Annotated in this window: 14 protein-coding genes, 1 tRNA gene and 1 pseudogene; 10 read left to right on the top strand and 6 right to left on the bottom strand. The window is 73.4% G+C overall.

The window, feature by feature from the left end; genetic code table 11:
- Positions 1-52: 52 nt before the first annotated feature.
- Both UQW22_RS07765 and UQW22_RS07760 read left to right on the top strand, forming a co-directional pair.
- Complete coding sequence (locus tag UQW22_RS07765) at positions 53-274, top strand: helix-turn-helix domain-containing protein (protein ID WP_407320332.1); 222 nt, start codon at positions 53-55, stop codon at positions 272-274.
- Positions 275-511: 237 nt separating this feature from the next.
- Positions 512-1,495: a tyrosine-type recombinase/integrase gene (locus UQW22_RS07760; RefSeq protein WP_407320331.1), complete on the top strand. Its 984-nt coding sequence runs from the start codon at positions 512-514 to the stop codon at positions 1,493-1,495.
- 68 nt (positions 1,496-1,563) lie between these two features.
- On the opposite strand, the gene UQW22_RS07755 is transcribed toward UQW22_RS07760, so the two are convergent.
- Positions 1,564-1,652, bottom strand: a tRNA-Ser gene (locus UQW22_RS07755).
- A gap of 101 nt (positions 1,653-1,753) precedes the next feature.
- Positions 1,754-2,597 (bottom strand): annotated as a pseudogene (locus UQW22_RS07750) (SDR family oxidoreductase).
- Between the two features lie 234 nt (positions 2,598-2,831).
- On the opposite strand from UQW22_RS07750, the gene UQW22_RS07745 reads away from it, so the two are divergent.
- The 6 genes from UQW22_RS07745 to UQW22_RS07720 all read left to right on the top strand — a co-directional run bounded on the left by UQW22_RS07745 (position 2,832) and on the right by UQW22_RS07720 (position 10,709).
- The gene (locus tag UQW22_RS07745) at positions 2,832-3,434 is read left to right on the top strand and encodes a DUF4956 domain-containing protein (protein ID WP_407320330.1); all 603 of its coding nucleotides are present in this window, start codon (positions 2,832-2,834) and stop codon (positions 3,432-3,434) included.
- Entirely contained in the window at positions 3,431-4,243 is an 813-nt protein-coding gene (locus UQW22_RS07740) for a polyphosphate polymerase domain-containing protein (protein WP_407320329.1), read from the top strand. Before UQW22_RS07745 ends, UQW22_RS07740 begins: the two co-directional genes overlap by 4 nt.
- 23 nt (positions 4,244-4,266) lie before the next feature.
- Complete coding sequence (locus tag UQW22_RS07735; protein WP_407320328.1) at positions 4,267-6,069, top strand: carbohydrate-binding domain-containing protein; 1,803 nt, start codon at positions 4,267-4,269, stop codon at positions 6,067-6,069.
- Positions 6,070-6,161: 92 nt separating this feature from the next.
- Entirely contained in the window at positions 6,162-7,070 is a 909-nt protein-coding gene (locus UQW22_RS07730; RefSeq protein WP_407320327.1) for an NAD-dependent protein deacetylase, read from the top strand.
- 3 nt (positions 7,071-7,073) lie between these two features.
- On the top strand, positions 7,074-9,185 hold the full coding sequence (locus UQW22_RS07725) for an acyltransferase family protein (protein WP_407320326.1): 2,112 nt from the start codon (positions 7,074-7,076) through the stop codon (positions 9,183-9,185).
- A gap of 9 nt (positions 9,186-9,194) precedes the next feature.
- Positions 9,195-10,709, top strand: coding sequence for a phytoene desaturase family protein (locus tag UQW22_RS07720; protein ID WP_407320325.1), 1,515 nt, complete (start codon positions 9,195-9,197; stop codon positions 10,707-10,709).
- Positions 10,710-10,784: 75 nt separating this feature from the next.
- On the opposite strand, the gene UQW22_RS07715 is transcribed toward UQW22_RS07720, so the two are convergent.
- The 4 genes from UQW22_RS07715 to UQW22_RS07700 form a co-directional block, all read right to left on the bottom strand.
- On the bottom strand, positions 10,785-11,801 hold the full coding sequence (locus UQW22_RS07715) for a DUF4097 family beta strand repeat-containing protein (protein WP_407320324.1): 1,017 nt from the start codon (positions 11,799-11,801) through the stop codon (positions 10,785-10,787).
- Positions 11,798-12,457 (bottom strand): LuxR C-terminal-related transcriptional regulator, encoded by a 660-nt coding sequence (locus UQW22_RS07710; RefSeq protein WP_407320323.1) that lies wholly within the window; start codon positions 12,455-12,457, stop codon positions 11,798-11,800. Before UQW22_RS07710 ends, UQW22_RS07715 begins: the two co-directional genes overlap by 4 nt.
- On the bottom strand, positions 12,445-13,839 hold the full coding sequence (locus UQW22_RS07705) for a histidine kinase (protein WP_407320322.1): 1,395 nt from the start codon (positions 13,837-13,839) through the stop codon (positions 12,445-12,447). Before UQW22_RS07705 ends, UQW22_RS07710 begins: the two co-directional genes overlap by 13 nt.
- A gap of 91 nt (positions 13,840-13,930) precedes the next feature.
- Positions 13,931-14,362: a nucleoside deaminase gene (locus UQW22_RS07700; RefSeq protein WP_407320748.1), complete on the bottom strand. Its 432-nt coding sequence runs from the start codon at positions 14,360-14,362 to the stop codon at positions 13,931-13,933.
- A 274-nt stretch (positions 14,363-14,636) separates the two neighbouring features.
- Here UQW22_RS07700 and UQW22_RS07695 point away from each other — a divergent pair, with 274 nt between their 5' ends.
- Positions 14,637-16,490: a hypothetical protein gene (locus tag UQW22_RS07695; protein ID WP_407320321.1), complete on the top strand. Its 1,854-nt coding sequence runs from the start codon at positions 14,637-14,639 to the stop codon at positions 16,488-16,490.
- 111 nt (positions 16,491-16,601) lie between these two features.
- Positions 16,602-17,237, top strand: coding sequence for a uracil phosphoribosyltransferase (gene upp, locus UQW22_RS07690; protein ID WP_407320320.1), 636 nt, complete (start codon positions 16,602-16,604; stop codon positions 17,235-17,237).
- The last annotated feature ends 51 nt before the right edge of the window (positions 17,238-17,288 follow it).

Raw genomic sequence — 17,288 nt, 5'->3', positions numbered from 1 at the left:
CCAACAGGCCACCGATCAACAACCACACCACAACGACGTAGGAGGAACCGAGATGAGCAACAACGGAACCATGCAGACCACCACCCGCCGTCGGCGCCTGATGACACCGGACGAGCTCGCCGACTACCTGGGGGTGACCCTGCACTGTGTGTACGCGTGGTCCAGCCGCGGCGGCGGGCCGAACGTGCTGAGGGTGGGAGCCCGGCTGCGCTACCGCCCCGACGACGTCGAGGCGTGGCTGGACCGGGTCACCGACAGCCGCGTGGCGGGCTGAGCCGTGCCGCGCAAACCTATCGAGCCGGGGCGCTGGGGGAACATCAGCCGGACCGAGATCGCACCGGGCTCCTGGCGGGCCCGTGCACGGTACCGGGAGCTCACTGGCCAGTTGCGGACCGTTGAGGCGCGGGGTCGGTCAGGTGCCGCCGCGCAACGCGAACTCGAGGACAAACTGCACCGGCTGAACCGTGACGGCACGACGGCGGGCGGCGCTGCTATCGACGGTGACACCCGCATGGCGTCGGTGTTCGACCAGTGGCTTGCGGAGAAGCGGGCCGAGGGTCAGATCACCCCGCAGTCACTGACGATCTACCTCGGCACGCTCGACCGTCAGCTCCGGCCGGCCTTCGGGGCACTACGGGTGCGTGAGGTGACACCCGTGGCCGTGAACCGGATGCTCATGGCCCTGGTCAACTCCCGGAAGTTCGACACCGCCCGGCAGGCGCGCAACGTCATGTCGCAGGTCATGATGATGTGTGTCCGCTACGGGGCGGCGTCGTTCAACCCTGTCCGCGACGCCGTCACAGTACGCAAACCCCAGCGCGCCGAGGTCCGCACCCTCGGGCTCGAGGACATCGCTTTGCTGCGCAAGGCCGTCCAGGAGTGGGAGGACCGCCCGCCCGCCATCCGCGGGCGCCGCAACATCACGCTGCTGCCGCAGATCGTCGACACCATGCTCGGCACCGGCCTGCGGATCGGCGAGTGCCTGGCGCTGCGCGAGGCCGACCTCGACCTGGGCGCCGACGTCCCGACGCTCACCGTCACCGGAACCGTCGTCCGGGTCGAGGGCCGGCTGATGCGCCAGAGCAAGCCCAAGTCGGACTCGTCGCGGCGGACCATCACGCTGCCGGCGTTCGTCGTGACGGCGATCAACGACTCGCTGGGCCTCGGTCTCGACGGCGGGCACGACGACCTGGTCTTCCCGTCGACGAGTGGCACTCCGCGCTCCCCCAGCCGCATCCGCGACCAGCTTCACGATGCCCAGGCCGCCATCGGCACCAAGGTCACGCCGCACGACTTCCGCCGCACCATCGCCACCCAGGTGGCCAACTCGACCTCGGTCGGCAACGCGACGGCGCTGCTCGGGCATGCCGACGAGGGCACCACGGTGCGGCACTACGTGAAGCGGACCCACGTGGCGCCGGACCTGCGCGTCGTCATCGATCAGCTGATCGAACAGGCCACCGCAGCCACCGACGTCGTTCCCGGAAAGCGGTGAGTTTCCGATGACCTGGGAACGACGAAGGGCCCCACAGCCGCAGAATCTCGCGGGTGGGGCCCTTCGGGTGGCGGTAGCGGTGGGATTTGAACCCACGGTGGCTATGAACCACACAGCATTTCGAGTGCTGCACCTTCGGCCGCTCGGACACGCTACCTCGCCGGACGAACCGGCCACCCGAGAATACCGGACGTCACGGCATCCACGAAATCCACCGCGTCGTGCGGCAGGCGCCACCGTGCCCAGGATGCCGCCCGGTCAGAACACCGGCTTGCCGCCCGTCACGCCGAGCACCGTCCCCGAGACGTAGCTCGCGTCCGCCGGCGCGGCGAGGAACACGAACGCCGGAGCCACCTCGGCCGGCTGCCCGGCCCGCCCGAGCGGGGTGTCCTGGCCGAAGCTCGCCAGCTTCTCCGTGGGCTGCGTCGCGGGTTGCAGCGGCGTCCAGATAGGCCCGGGCGCGACGGCGTTGACCCGGATGCCCCGCGGCCCGAGCTCGGCCGCCAGGTTCACGGTGAGGTTGTCGATGGCGGCCTTGGTCGAGGCGTAGTCCAACAACGAGGTGGACGGCTGGAACGAGGAGTTGTTGATGATGCTCGCCCCGTCGCGCAGGTGCGGCAGCACCGACTGCGTGATCCACAGCGAGGCGTAGAGGTTGGTCTTGAGCACCCGGTCGATCTCGTCCGTCGTGACGTCCTCGATCGAGTCGCGCCATCTGGAACCCGGCGTTGTTCACCAGGACGTCGAGCCCACCGAGCTCGTCGGCGGCCCGGCCCGGCAGCGCGCGGGCCGTGGCCTCGTCGGTGATGTCGCCCGGCAGGAGGACGGCGGTGCGCCCGGTCTCGCGGACCCACCGGGCGGTCTCCTCGGCGTCGTCCTGCTCGGCGGGCAGGTAGCCGATGGCCACGTCCGCCCCCTCGCGGGCGTAGGCGATCGCCACCGCCCGGCCGATGCCGGAGTCGCCGCCGGTCACCAGCGCCCGCAGCCCGGTCATCCGCCCGGAACCCCGGTAGGTGTCCTCGCCGTGGTCCGGGACCGGGTCCATCGCCCCGGTGTGCCCCGGGGGCTCCTGCTGCTGGGCGGGAAAGGCCTGGTCGTTCATGACGGTCCTCCTCGGTGACGGGACTGCGGGCGACCCACGTTAGGACGGGACCCCACCGGGCCAGCGGAGCACCGCGTCCGGCCCGATCACGGGTCGGGGTCGGAGCGTTCCCAGGTAACCCCCAGCCCTCCCAGGAAGACACCAGGTCAAACCCAGGACCTGCATGAACTCAAGGTGTCCACTAGGTGACGTACCGATCCACGGACCGCACCGGTCCCCCGACCCGGGAGCACCATGACACCCGCACTCCTCTACGGCATCGACCTCGTGGCCGTCTCGATCCTGGTCTTCGGGATCTACTTCCCCCGCCACCGCCGCCGCGACCTCGTGGTCGCCTACCTCGGTGTCAACGTCGGTGTGCTGGCCGTGTCCGCCGTCCTCGCCAACAGCGCGGTCGCCGCCGGCCTCGGGCTCGGCCTGTTCGGAGTGCTGTCGATCATCCGGCTCCGCTCCGACGAGCTCTCGCAGCGAGAGGTCGCCTACTACTTCGCGGCGCTCGCGCTCGGACTGCTCGGCGGCCTCGGGTCGTCCGTCGGTCTGCTCGGCGTCGCCGGGTCGGCCCTGATCCTCCTCGTCATGGCGGTGGCCGACCACCCGCGGCTCTACGCCCGCCACGGCAGCCAGACCATCGTGCTCGACCGCGCCGTCTCCGACCCCGCCGAGCTCACCGCGATCCTCGAACGGTTGCTCGTCGCCACGGTGCACTCGGCCCGCGTCCAGAAGCTCGACCTCGCCAACGACACCACGCTCGTCGAGGTCCGCTACGAGACCCCGCGCGGTACCCGGGCCGGCCGACGCACCTCCACCTCCGACAGCGACCTGGCGGTGACCCGATGAACACCACCATCGCCCCGACCGACCGCGCCACCGCCGTCGTCAGCACCCACGTGGACCGCCTCGACCCCATCACCCTCGACGAGCTCGACGAGCTGGCCGCCCTGCAGACCCGCGTGGACCGCAAGTACGTGCTCACGCCGGACGAGGTCCACGAGCTGCTGTCCGCCGTGGCCCGCCAGCCGGTGGCGGCCCGCGTGCTCGAGATCGGCGGTGCCCGGACCTTCACCTACGACTCCACCTACTTCGACACCCCCGAGCTGACGACGTTCCACCAGGCGGCCCGACGCCGTCGTCGCCGGTTCAAGGTCCGCACCCGCACCTACGTCGACACCGGAGGCACGTTCCTCGAGGTCAAGACGCGCGCGGCGCGCGGCGTCACCGTCAAGGTGCGCCGACCCACCGACCCGGAGCTGCGCACCCTGCAGGCCGACGACCACGACTTCGTCGACGACCGGCTCGCCGCCGCACGCGTGGCCGCGCCGCCGTCGTCGGACCTCGTGCCGGTACTGAGCTCCCGCTACCGCCGCACCACGCTGCTGCTGCCCGACGTCCGGATGACGCTCGACACGTCCCTGGCGTGGCGCCTCGCCCCCGGGTACGACGGCGGCACGCACCACGCCGACGTCGGCGACCTCGTCGTCGTCGAGACCAAGGCCGGCACCGCGCCGTCGTCCGTCGACCGCCTCCTGTGGCGCTCGGGGCACCGCCCCGACCGCATCTCCAAGTACGCGACCGGGCTCACGGTGCTGCGACCCGACCTGCCCGACCACCCCTGGCGCCGGCTCCGCCGCGAGCGCCTCGCCGCCTGATCGACTGACCGAAGGGAATCATCATGTCCAAGAAGACTCTGCCCCGCTGGGCCGGGACGGCCCGCACCAAGACCGTCGCGCTGCTCGCCTCCGGTGCGCTCGCCGTCGGGGCCCTGGGCGCCTGCAGCGTCCTGACCGAGGACGCGGCGGCCGAGTCCGCGCAGACGACCTCGACGTCGACCACGAGCGAGGGGGCCGTCACCACCAGCTCCAGCGTCGGCATGACCGCCGCCGAGGTGCTCGCCGAGAACCTCGACGCCTCCGAGACCGTCGCGATCGCCGACGAGACCTGGGACGCGGCTGACGAGGTCGCGATCGACCTCGACACCCCGTCCGCCGCCGACGGGGTGGAGGTCGACGGCGACACCGTGACCATCACCGCCCCCGGCACCTACCGCCTGTCAGGCACGCTCGCCGGCCAGGTCATCGTGGAGTCACCGGACGACGGGGTGGTGCGGCTCGTGCTCGACGGCGCCGACATCACCTCGTCCACGGGCGCCGCGATCGACGTCCAGGACGCCGACCAGGTCTCGGTGGTGCTCGCCGACTCCTCGACGAACCGCCTGGAGGACGCCGCCGAGTACGAGGACACCACCAGCGACAACGCCGCCAACGCCGCGCTCTACTCGACCGCCGACATGGCGATCTCTGGCGAGGGGTCGCTGGAGGTCGTCGGCAACTCGAACGACGGCATCACCAGCAAGGACGGCCTGGCGATCATCAGCGGCGACATCACCGTGGACGCGGCCGACGACGGGATCCGGGGCAAGGACTACCTGGTGATCTCCGATGGCACGGTCGACGTGACCGCGGGCGACGACGGCCTCAAGTCGGACTACGACTCCGACACGACGGCCGGCTACATCGCACTGCTGGGCGGAGACGTGACGGTCGACGCCGAGGACGACGGTGTCCAGGGATTCACCGACGTCGCGATCGCCGGCGGTTCCCTGACGGTGACGAACTCCTACGAGGGCATCGAGGCGGCAGTCATCGCGATCTCCGACGGTGTCGTGGACATCACGGCCTCCGACGACGGCATGAACGCGACCGTCAAGGAGGCCGAGGACGACTCGGAGGACACGACCGACACCGACGACTCCACCGAGGAGCCGGCCGAGGACGCCGCGGAGACAGCCACCGAGGGCGCCCCCGCAGACCCGCCCACCGACCTGCCCGCGGACGCGGTCGCTCCTGAGGACGACGCCGCCGGCGCCCGTCCCGGCCCGGGCGGTGGGGGCGGCCCCGGGGCCGGCGGAGGCGGAGAGGCCGCGGAGGCCGGCGCCTCGCTGACCGTCACGGGCGGCACGGTGAACATCGTCGCCGGGCTCGACGGCACCGACTCCAACGGAGCCACCGAGATCAGCGGCGGGTCGCTGGTGATCGAGACGGCTCCCGGGGTGGGCGGCGACGGTGCGCTGGACGCCAGCGGCACCGCGACCGTCACCGGCGGCACGATCGTGACGGTCGGCAACGTCGCCACGGGGACTCTCGAGTCCACGAACGGCTGGGTGACCCTCGAGGAGTCGGCCGCGGCCGGCAGCACGGTCGAGGTCACGGCCGAGGACGGCACGGTGCTCGCCACCGCCGTGCTCGCCACCGACGCGACCGCGCTCGGCGCGACCGCGGAGGGCATCGTGGCCGGCGAGAGCTACACGGTCTCGGTCGACGGCGAGGAGGTCGGCACGATGACCGCCACCGAGACGGTCGAGTCGAGCATGGAGCAGGGCGGGCCCGGAGCCGGGCAGGCGCCCGAGGGCGTTGCGCCCGAGGACGGCCAGCTGCCCGAGGACGCCGCTCCCCCGGCCGAGGCCGACGGCGCCTGACGCCGACGCGCGACGAACGGCCCGCGATCGGGGCCGACCGGCAGAACGTGCCGGTCGGCCCCGATCGCGGGCCGTCGTCGTACGCTCGAACCGTGCAACCCGCCGCGCGCCCGCTCGCCCCGACGTACCAGCAACGCCGCTGGGAGCTGCCGCCGGACGCCGTCATCCACCACGGCACGGTGGACGACGCCGCCCGGGTGCTCGCCGACCGCACCCTGACCGTCCTGACCGGCGCCGGGATCTCCACCGACTCCGGCATCCCCGACTACCGCAGCCCCGACTCGCCGCCGCGCAACCCCATGACGTTCCAGCAGTTCGTCGGCGACGCGGACTTCCGGCGCCACTACTGGGCCCGCAACCACGTCGGCTGGCGGCACGTGGACCGCACGCACCCGAACGCCGGGCACCGGGCGCTCGCCGAGCTGGAGGAGCGCGGCATCGTGCGCGGCGTCATCACCCAGAACGTCGACCTGCTGCACGAGGAGGCGGGCTCGCGCACCGTCATCGACCTGCACGGGCGCTACGACTCCGTCGTCTGCTTGCAGTGCGGCCGCACGATCTCGCGCACCCACCTGGCCGAGCGCCTCGACGCGCTCAACCCGGGCTTCGTGGAGTCGGTGCTCGACGGCGGCACCACCGTCGCGGACATCGAGGTCGCCCCGGACGCGGACGCCGTCATCGCCAAGACCTCCCACTTCCGCCCGGCGGACTGCGAGTTCTGCGGCGGGGTCCTCAAGCCGGAGATCGTCTACTTCGGCGAGAACGTGCCGCGGGCGCGCGTGGACGAGGCGTACGCGCTGGTCGACTCCGCCGACGCCCTGCTCGTCGCGGGCACCAGCCTGACCGTCATGAGCGGCCTGAGGTTCGTGCGGCGGGCCGCCAAGGCCGAGCAGCCGGTCGTCATCGTCAACCGGGGCGAGACCCGTGGCGACCCGCTCGCCACGGTCAAGGTCGAGGCCGGCGTCACCGAAACCCTCCTCGCCCTGGGTGAGATGCTCTGACGCGTGCCCGCCCCCTCGTCACCGCGGACCGACATCCAGGGTCTGCGCGCCGTCGCCGTCGCGGCCGTGCTCGGCTTCCACCTGTGGCCCGCCTGGGTCACCGGCGGCTACGTGGGCGTCGACGTGTTCTTCGTGGTGTCCGGGTTCCTCATCACGAGCCACCTGCTGCGCCGCCCGGTCCGCAGCGGGCGTGACCTGCTCGGCTTCTGGGCACGCCGGGTACGGCGACTGATCCCCGCGGCGAGCCTCGTGCTGCTGGCCACGCTCGTCGCGTCGGCCGTCTGGCTGCCCACGACCACGCTGGTGCAGGTGGGACGCGAGGTGCTCGCCTCGGCGCTGTACGTGGAGAACTGGGCGCTGGCGAGGACGGAGACGGACTACCTGGCGGCCGACAAGCTCCACTCCCCCGTGCAGCACTACTGGTCGCTGTCCATCGAGGAGCAGTTCTACCTCGTGTGGCCGCTGCTGCTCGCGGCCGTCGCCTGGCTGGGGCTGCGATCCCGGCGGCGCCACCACGAGGAGCGCACGACGGCGGTGCTGGCGGTCGCGCTGACCGGTGCGGTCGTGGTCGCCTCGCTCGGCTGGTCGGTGTGGATGACACGGGCGGAACCGGCGGCGGCGTACTTCGTGTCGACGACGCGGTTCTGGGAGCTCGCCCTGGGCGGCCTGCTCGCCGCTGTCCTCGCGCTGCGGGCGTCGCGTCCGGCGCCGGCCCTCGTCGGAGCCGGGGCGGCGCCCGTCCCGTGGCTGCGCGCCGCCGCGGCCTGGGCGGGTCTGGCGATGATCGTCGTCGCGGTCCTGACGTTCGACGCCGCCACCCCGTTCCCGGGGTACACCGCCCTGCTGCCCACGGTCGGGGCGCTGCTCGTCATCCTCGCGGACGCCGACCGTCTGCGCGGCGGACCGGGCGCCGCGCTGCGGTGGCGACCGGTCCAGTGGCTCGGCGACACGTCCTACTCCGTGTACCTGTGGCACTGGCCGCTCGTCGTCATCGCCCCGTTCGCGCTGGGCCGCGACCTCGGAGCCGTCGGCATGCTGGGTATCCTCGCCGCGACGCTCCTCCTGGCGTGGTTCTCCCAGCGGCACGTCGAGGACCGCCTGCGCTTCCACCCGCTGCTCACCCGCCGTCTCGGCGCGACCTTCGCGATGCTCGGGCTCTGCGTGGTGGTCGTCGGCGGCGCCGCCGTCGGCGTCTGGGTCACGGCGAGCGCCGCGGAGCGGGAGGCCCTGGGCGACGCGCGTGCCGCCGTCGCGCGTGCGCAACCGTGCGTCGGCGCGGAGGTGGTGCGCGACGACGGCTGCGAGGACCCCGGCCTGCTGCTCGGGCCGACGGCGGCCGCCCAGGACAAGCCGGTCGTGTACGCCGACGACTGCTGGAACGACGCACCGTTCACCACCCGGAGCACGTGCACGTACGGCGCGGAGGCATCCGGGGGGACCGAGGAACCGTCCGCGCGGATCGCCCTGCTGGGCAACTCGCACGCCGGGCACTGGGTTCCGGCGCTGGAGGAGGCGATCGCCACGGAGGGCTGGCAGCTCGACACGTACCTGCAGTCCGTCTGCTACCCGGTGGACGTACCGATCTCGTTCCCCGCTGAGGGCGTCTCGGAGGCTTGCCGGGCCACGAACCGATGGGCCGTCGACAGCATCGTGGCGGGCGGCTACGACCTGGTGATCATGTCGGCCCGCACCGACCAGCACCTGGCCGGTGTCCCCCTGGAGGACCAGGACGCGGTGGCGGAGGACGCCTACCGGGAGACGCTCGCGGCGTTCACGGACGCCGGCGTGCCGGTGCTGGTGCTGCGCGACACGCCCGCGATGCCCGAGGACGTGCCCGACTGCCTCGCCCGGCACTCCGGCGACCCCGACGCCTGCGGCGCCCCGCCCGCGACCGCGCTCGAGCCCGACCCGCTCGCCGCGGCCGCACGCGCCGACACCAGCGGCGACGTCTCGGTGACGAGCGTGGACCACCTGATGTGCGACCAGATCTGCCACCCGGTGATCGGCGGCCTCACGGCCTACTTCGACCACGGGCACCTCACGGCGACGTTCGCCCGGACGCTGGCGCCGGAGGTCACCGGCGCAGTCCGCGCGGCGGTCGGTGGCGCGCCGTAGGCTGCTGGCATGCTGGACGCCGTCGTCGTGGGATCCGGTCCCAACGGGCTCGTCGCCGCGGTGACGCTCGCCCGCGCGGGCCTGGAGGTCACGGTCCTGGAGGCGCAGCCGACCGTCGGCGGGGGTTCACGCACGCTCGACCTCGGGCTGGCGGACGGGATCGTCCACGACGTCTGCTCGGCCGTGCACCCGATGGCCTGGGCCTCGCCGGTGCTGCGCGCGTTCGACCTGCCCGCGCACGGGGTCGAGCTGCTCACGCCGGAGGTGTCGTACGCCCAGCCGCTGCCGGACGGCCGCGCCGGCGTCGCGTACCACGACGTCGACCGCACCGCCGCCCGCCTCGGGGCCGACGGCGACGCCTGGCGGTCGCTGCTCGGCCCGCTCGCCGAGCGCTGGGAGGCGGTGGTGGCGGTCGGGATGAGCGACAAGCGGTCGCTGCCCCCAGGGCTGGCCGACGACGGCGGTCTCCTCGCGGCCGCCCGCTTCGGGCTCGCCGTGGCCGAGCAGGGCACCGGGCTGTGGGGGCGGCGGTTCCGCACCGAGGAGGCGGCTGCCCTGCTGACCGGGGTCGCGGCGCACGCCATCGCCCCGATGCCGTCGCTCGGTGCGGCCGGCACGGCGCTGCTGCTGGGTTCGCTGGCCCACGCGACGCCCGGCGAGGGGGCCGCCGCACCGGCGCTCGCCGGGAGTTCCGGCGCAGCGCTCGCCGGGGGCTGGCCGATCCCGCGCGGGGGGTCCGGGGCGATCACGGCTGCGCTGCGGGCGGAGCTGGAGGCGCACGGCGGGACCGTCGTCACGGACCACCCGGTGCGGTCGCGGGCCGACCTGCCGCACGCCGCGACCTACGTGTTCGACACCTCGCCGGCCACCCTGCTCGACGTGCTCGGCGACGACCTGCCGCCCTCGCGGCGGCGCGCCCTCTCCGGCCTCCCTGCCGGCGACGCGGCCGCCAAGGTGGACCTGGTGCTGTCGGGCCCGGTGCCCTGGACGGCCCCGGAGGTGGGCCGCGCGGGCACGGTGCACGTCGGCGGCACCCGGGCCGAGATGGCCCGGGCCGAGGCCGCCGTCGCCGCGGGCGGGCACGCGGAGCGGCCGATGTGCCTCGTCAGCGACCCGACCGTCGTGGATCCCTCGCGGGAGGCCGGCGGCCTGCGACCGCTGTGGGCGTACGCGCACGTCCCCGCCGGGTCCACCCGGGACGTCACCGACGACGTGCTGGACCAGCTCGACCGCTTCGCACCCGGGGTGCGTGACGTCGTCGTCGCCTCGCGCTGCACACCCGCCGACCGGCTGGCGGGCCACAACGCGAACCTGGCCGACGGCGACATCGCGGGCGGGCGCGTGACCCTGTGGCGGATGATCGCCCGGCCCAGCCTGCACCCGAACCCGTACCGGCAGGGCGTCGGCGTCTACCTGTGCTCGGCCTCCACGCCGCCCGGCCCGGGGGTGCACGGGATGGGCGGCTGGTACGCCGCACGGCACGCGCTGCGCGAGGTGTACGACGTGCGTGTCCCGCGGCTGTGAGCCCGTTCGGCACGTCCTGCTCTGTTCGGCAGCTTGAACTACCGAACGGAGCAGAAAGTGCCGAACAGCCCCGGGTCACGGGGCGAGGTAGGCCACGTCCCCGTTCGACGACCCGATCTCCACCGTGCGCGGCGCGCCCGGGTCGGTCGGCCCCTCGATCGTCTCGTCGCCGTTCGACGTGCTGATCGTCAGGTCCACCGGCTCCCCGTCCCCGACCACCGTCACCGCACCGTTGCTCGTCCGGGCCAGCACGTCACCGGCCGCCCCGACCACCTCGACGCTGCCGTTCGTGGACCGCGCCTCGACGTCGCCGCCCGCCGTGGACACCTCGACCGCCCCGTTGCTCGACCGTGCCACGACCGCACCCCCGGCGTCGGAGACCTCGACGTCGCCGTTGCTCGACCGCGCCGTCACCCGGCCCTCGACACGAGCCAGGTCCAGCGACCCGTTGGCGGTCCGGGCCTCCACGTCGCCCCGGACGTCGTCGACGACCACGTCGCCGTTGCTGGAGGTGGCCAGCACGTCGCCGCCCATCACCCCGGCGACGACGTCGCCGTTCGCCGACCGCAGCTCGACCCCGCCGTCGAGCCCGGAGGCGGAGACGTCACCGTTGCCCGTGCCCGCCACCACCGCGGTACCGGCCGGGACCGTGGCGTGCAGCTCGCCCGAGCAGACCCAGGAGAACCACGCCCACGCAGGGCACTCGTTCGTCAGCACCAGCCGCCCGTCGACCGTCTCCACGGAGTACTCCGGGCCTACCAGCCCGCTCCGGGAGACGACCTCGACGTCGATGCCGGTGGCGTCCTCGTCGGCCCGGACGTCGACGTCGCCGGTCGTCGAGAGCCCGAGGTCCGCGACGGCGTCGTAGCCCTCGCGCGTCGTGGTGATCTCGGACAACGCCCAGTCGACGAGATGCAGGGCGCCCCAGGCGAACAGCAGCCCGCCGAGGGCGAGGCCGGCGACGAGCAGGACGCGACCGGCCGGGCCGCGGCGCGGGTCCGACGGCGGTGCGGGCGGCACGCCGGCACCCGCGGCTCCCGCTGCAGGTGCCGGAACGGGTGCCTCGGCAGGGTACGCGCTCGGTGTGGTCATCGCAGGTCTCCGTTCAGGTCGAGCCAGCGCAGCACCGCGAGGACGCGACGGTGCGCGTCCGCGTCGGGCGGTAACCCCAGCTTCGTGAGGATGTTGGTCACGTGCTTCTCCACGGCCGCGGGACCGACGACGAGCCGGTCGGCGATCGCGGCGTTGGAGCGGCCCTCGGCCATCAGGGCGAGCACCTCGCGCTCGCGCGGGGTGAGGTCGGCGAGGTCGTGGCGGGACCGGGCGAGCACCTGCGAGACGACCTCCGGGTCCAGCACCGTGCCCCCGCCGGCGACACGGTCGACGGCGTCGAGGAACTCGTCGACGTCGGCGACCCGGTCCTTGAGCACGTAGCCCAGGCCGCGGGTGCCGCGGGCGAACAGCTCGGCGGCGTAGCGCTGCTCGACGTACTGCGAGAGCACCAGCACCGGCAGGTCCGGGTGCAGGCTGCGCAGGTGCACGGCCGCGCGCAGCCCCTCGTCGGTGTGCGACGGCGGCATGCGCACGTCGGTGACGAGCAGGTCAGGCAGCACGGCGTGCGGCGCGGTGAGCGCGGCGACCGTCTCCAGGGCCGTGCGGTGGCCCGCCACCTCGTGGTCCTCCGCGGCCAGCAGCCGGGTGAGGCCGTCGAGCAGGAGGACGGAGTCCTCGGCGATCACGATGCGCACGGGAGCTCCACGGTGAGTCGGGTGCCGGCGTCGGCCGGGCTGGTCAGCTCGAAGGTTCCGTCCAGGGCGGCGACCCGCCCGCGCAGCCCGGCGAGCCCGCCGCCGGGCGCGGGGTCGGCACCGCCCCGGCCGTCGTCGGTCACCTCGACACGCAGGACAGGTGCGCCGGTGCCCTCGGACGCCTCCGGTTCGGTCACCTCCGGAACCACGACGACGGCGCGCACCACGGCGCGGGACGCCCCGGCGTGCTTCACGACGTTCGTCAGCGCCTCCGCGACGACGAAGTACGCCGCGGCCTGCGCCGTCGTCCCCGCGGCGTCCAGGCGGGACGTCTCGACCCGGACCGGGACGGTGCTGCGGGCGGCGAGCGCCGACAGGGCGGCGTCCAGGCCGCGGTCGGAGAGCACGGCCGGGTGGATGCCGCGCACGAGGTCGCGCAGCTCGGCGAGCGTCTCCTTGATCTCGCCGTGCGCGTGGTCGAGCGCCGCGACGGCGGTGCCGGGGTCGCGCTCGGCGGCCCGGCGGGCGGTGCCCAGCGCGACGCCGAGGGCGACCAGACGCTGCTGGGCGCCGTCGTGCAGGTCGCGCTCGATGCGGCGGCGCTCGGAGTCGGCGGCCTCCAGGGCGGCGGTGCGCGTCTCGGTCAGGACGTCGGCCCGCTCGGCCGCCGCGGCGGCTGCCGACTCGGCGGCGCGCGCGTCGGACTCCGCGGCCCGCTGCGCGGCGCGCGCCTCGGCCGTGGCGGACGGCCCGAGCAGCGCGCGGGCCAGGCGGACGGTCGTCAGGGTGCCGGCCTGGGCGCTGCACGCCGCGAACCACAGCGCGACGACGACGGCGAGGCCGACGAGCGCGGCCACCACGGCGGACGCCGGCCACGTGCGGCCGTCGGTCGTCAGGAGCCGAGCCGCCAGCACGACACCACCGACGGCAGCGGCGACGAGGCCGGCCACGAACGCCAGGTAGAGGCTCTGCAGCAGGAGCGTCACGATCGCGTAGCCGGTGGCCTTCCATCCGACGGGCTCGGTGGCGGCCGCCCACTGGCGGGCCACCAGGCGTCGGTCGGCGGCGGGCGGCCGGACGGGGGCGGCGACGACGACGCCGGTCTGCGCGGCGAGCCGTGCGCGCTCCACGGCGCCGTAGGCCCGCGCGAGGGCGAGGCTGAGGGGCAGCAGGAGCAGGCCGAGGCCCAGGACGGGGACGAGCGCCGCGGACACGACGACGCCGACCACCACGAGGAGGCCCGCGGTGATCGACCACAACCAGCCGACGGCGAGCTCGGCCACGCCGCGATAGGTGGCCTCCGCGACCGGGGCCCGGAAGAACCCCCGGTGCGTGGTCAGCGCGGGCGCTATCCGCGGAGCGGCCGTCCAGGTGCTGGTCATGCCACCGACACTACGGAGGTGGTGCGCCGGACGGAATGCGGGTCACCCACCGGTGGGAGGTAGGGGTCGCCCTACCCTCACCGGGTCGGGCTCAGCGACGCTCCTCGAAGAAGGCGCGCAGGACCCCGGCGCACTCGTCGGCGCGGACGCCGGCGACCACCTCGACCTCGTGCAGGGCCCGCTGGTCGCGGACCATGTCCCAGACCGACCCGGTGGCCCCCGCCTTCGGGTCCCACGCGCCGAGCACCAGGCGGTCGACCCGCGCCGCGACGAGCGCACCGGCGCACATCACGCACGGCTCGAGGGTGACGACCAGGGTGCAGCCGTCCAGCCGCCAGCCGCCCCGGGCGGCGGCCGCCTCGCGCAGGGCGAGCACCTCGGCGTGCGCGATCGGGTCGGCCGTCTCCTCGCGACGGTTGCGGCCGGACCCGAGCACCCGCCCGTCGGGGCCGACGACGACGGCGCCCACCGGGACGTCGTCCGCCGCGGCGGCCTGGCGCGCCTCGCCGAGAGCGACGCCCATCAGCTCGTCCCACGCGGCGCGGCGCTCCGGGAGCGTGGCCGGGGGGAACGGGTCGGCCGGGCGCTGGTCGGGGTGCTGCACCCGGCCAGGCTACCGATGCCGCACGCGCCACACCGCCCGGAGCGCGGCTGCGGAGCGTTGCCCTAGACAATTCACCCGCATCCGCATCTTCCGTCCAGGGCAGGCATGATGCTCTAATAGCATCCATCTCCGTTTTCCGCCTGGTGAGTGCGTCGCGCGCACTCACACCCACCCGTGAAGGGACCACACAGCCGTGAAGAGAATGCTCGCGAGCATCGCCACCGCGACGCTCGCCCTCGGAGGGCTCGTCGCCACCGCGACACCCGCCTCCGCCCACACGCCGGACATCGATGTCGACTGCGAGAACCTCACCGTCGAGCTCTGGGCCTACGCCGACGCCGGCCAGCACAGCTGGTGGCACAGCGAGAAGCACGGCAAGAAGCACGGGTCGGACGACAAGAAGAACACCGTCACGGTCACGGTGAACGGCGAGGTGGAGATCGACGAGACCTTCGGCAAGTCGTTCAAGCGATCCGTCGAGCTGGACCCGACGAAGGCCAACGACTGGACCGTCGAGGTCGACGCCTGGGACAACGACGCCTACGACCTCGACAAGTCGGGCACGACCGAGCCCTGCGCAGCGCCCTCGCCGACTCCGACGCCGGATCCGGAGCCGGAGCGTGAGATCGAGACCGCGTTCTACGTGTACCCGAAGCTGGACCCGGAAGAGCTTGCCGCCTGGGACAACTCCGGCAAGCAGTGGCTGGTCACTACGCGGGACGGTTCAGAGTTCTGGGAGACGCTCCCGGACCTTCCGGGCTCGTACTTCGACGCGGAGGAGTTCCCCTTCGACCCCGAGAACGTGCCGCAGGAGGTCTGCGAGGGCTGGGGCGTGCAGCAGGACACCGTGGGCATCCACGAAGGTTTCGACTGGTCCGACTTCCTGCACATCACGTACCACCCCGATCGCAAGCAGGGCGGCCCCTACTTCCAGGACCTCAAGAAGGCGCGTCACGACGAGCTGAGCAAGTACCTCCCCGCGTGCGCGGAGGAGCCGCCCGGAACACCGGAGGCGCCTGAGCCCGTCACCCCGCCGACGCCGTCTTTCATCGATGAGTGCTTCGCCGAGAGCTCCGTCGTGCACCCCGAGACCGAGCTGGCGACGTACACCGACGAGTGGAACGCGGACAAGACCGAGGTGACGGTCACCGCCTCGGCGGCCGAGGGTGTCCAGTTCGCCGAGGGAGCCGAGACGTCGTGGACCTTCACGTTCAGCGACAAGATCTGCGACGAGCCCGTCACGCCGGAGCTGCCGAAGGTCGAGGACCTGTGCGGCACGGAGAACGACGACGTCCGCGTGCCGAAGAACACTGACGAGGTCACCTACGAGACGACCTCCACAGGCATCGTCGCCACGCCGGCCGAGGGCTACGTCTTCGACGAGCTGCCGACCGAGTACACCGCGCACGAGAACGGGACCGCCCTCTACACGGTCCCCGAGGGCACCTTCACCGACGAGCCGTGCGCGACCGAGGAGCCGGCCGCCGAGCTGATCCCCGGTGAGATCGGCGCCGTCTGCGACGCCGAGTCGCCGTACCTCGTCTACGAGGTCTCGCTGCCGGAGGGCGTCGAGGCCGAGGGCGACAACCCGCTGACGGTCACGTTCATCAACCCGGACGGCGACGACCACGTCACCGCGAACCTCCCGCTCGAGGGCCGTCTGCTGTGGCCGGGCGCCTCCGCCGAGGAGCCGCTGCAGTGGCCGGGCTGGGAGCAGCTCGACGACGGCTCGTACGTCGAGACCGACGGCAACTTCGCGTGGACCCGTGACGGCGTCCAGGTCGAGTTCCGGGTCAACCCGGACTACTCGACGGTCGTGAACTACCCGCCGGCCTCCGAGGACTGCGCCGACGCGCCCAGCGACGTGCGTCAGGCCGCCGCCCAGACCGTCGTCGACGTCCCCGAGGACGGTGCCGAGGTCGCCGCGGAGGAGGACGAGCTCGCCGTGACCGGCGCGACCGTGGGAGTCGCCACCGCGGTGGCGCTCCTGCTCATCGCCGGTGGTGTGACGCTGTTCATCGTGCGTCGCCGCCTGCAGCAGAGCTGAGGCGCTGACGCAGCGCTGATCCGCTGAGACGAAGGGCCCGACCGGACACCGGTCGGGCCCTTCGTCGTCCCGGCGACCAGCCACGTCGGCCGGCCCCGGTACGGTGTGACCATGCGCCTGCACGTCACCGACCACCCGCTGGTCGCCCACAAGCTCAGCGTCCTGCGCGACGAGTCGACGCCGTCGCCCATCTTCCGGCTGCTCGTCGACGAGCTGGTGACGCTGCTCGCCTACGAGGCGACGCGGCACGTGCGCACCGAGCCTCGCGAGGTGCGCACCCCGGTGACGACCACGACCGGCGTCGCGCTGAGCGACCCGAGCCCGATCGTCATCCCGATCCTGCGCGCCGGGCTGGGCATGCTCGAGGGGATGACCCGCCTGCTGCCGACCGCCGAGGTCGGGTTCCTCGGTCTCCAGCGCGACGAGGAGACGTTCGAGGCCGTCACGTACGCCAACCGGCTGCCCGACGACCTCACGAACCGCCAGGTCTTCCTCCTCGACCCGATGCTCGCCACGGGCGCCACCCTCGTCGCCGCGATCGACTACGTGCTCGAGCGCGGCGCGCACGACGTCACCGCCGTGTGCCTCCTTGCCGCCCCTGAGGGCCTGCAGGTCGTGCAGGAGGCCGTGGGCGACCGGGTGGACGTGCAGGTCGTCGTCGCGGCCGTCGACGAACGGCTCAACGAGAAGAAGTACATCGTCCCGGGCCTCGGCGACGCCGGGGACCGCCTCTACGGCATCGTCTGAGCCGGCACGACGTCGGTCAGCACCGCGTCAGCCCGCACCGGACCAGCGGGG

This window comes from Isoptericola halotolerans (genome assembly GCF_045689585.1).
Classification (GTDB): Bacteria; Actinomycetota; Actinomycetes; order Actinomycetales; family Cellulomonadaceae; genus Isoptericola; species Isoptericola halotolerans_B.
This window is presented reverse-complemented; position numbering and strand designations above follow the sequence as displayed.

Bases quoted from the DNA above. Each gene is read 5' to 3' on its own strand.
- upp (WP_407320320.1), top strand. From the start codon at position 16,602: ATGCGCCTGCACGTCACCGACCACCCGCTGGTCGCCCACAAGCTCAGC.
- UQW22_RS07740 (WP_407320329.1), top strand. From the start codon at position 3,431: ATGAACACCACCATCGCCCCGACCGACCGCGCCACCGCCGTCGTCAGC.
- UQW22_RS07720 (WP_407320325.1), top strand. From the start codon at position 9,195: ATGCTGGACGCCGTCGTCGTGGGATCCGGTCCCAACGGGCTCGTCGCC.
- UQW22_RS07705 (WP_407320322.1), bottom strand. From the start codon at position 13,839: ATGACCAGCACCTGGACGGCCGCTCCGCGGATAGCGCCCGCGCTGACC.
- UQW22_RS07765 (WP_407320332.1), top strand. From the start codon at position 53: ATGAGCAACAACGGAACCATGCAGACCACCACCCGCCGTCGGCGCCTG.
- UQW22_RS07760 (WP_407320331.1), top strand. From the start codon at position 512: ATGGCGTCGGTGTTCGACCAGTGGCTTGCGGAGAAGCGGGCCGAGGGT.
- UQW22_RS07715 (WP_407320324.1), bottom strand. From the start codon at position 11,801: ATGACCACACCGAGCGCGTACCCTGCCGAGGCACCCGTTCCGGCACCT.
- UQW22_RS07745 (WP_407320330.1), top strand. From the start codon at position 2,832: ATGACACCCGCACTCCTCTACGGCATCGACCTCGTGGCCGTCTCGATC.
- UQW22_RS07700 (WP_407320748.1), bottom strand. From the start codon at position 14,362: ATGGGCGTCGCTCTCGGCGAGGCGCGCCAGGCCGCCGCGGCGGACGAC.
- UQW22_RS07735 (WP_407320328.1), top strand. From the start codon at position 4,267: ATGTCCAAGAAGACTCTGCCCCGCTGGGCCGGGACGGCCCGCACCAAG.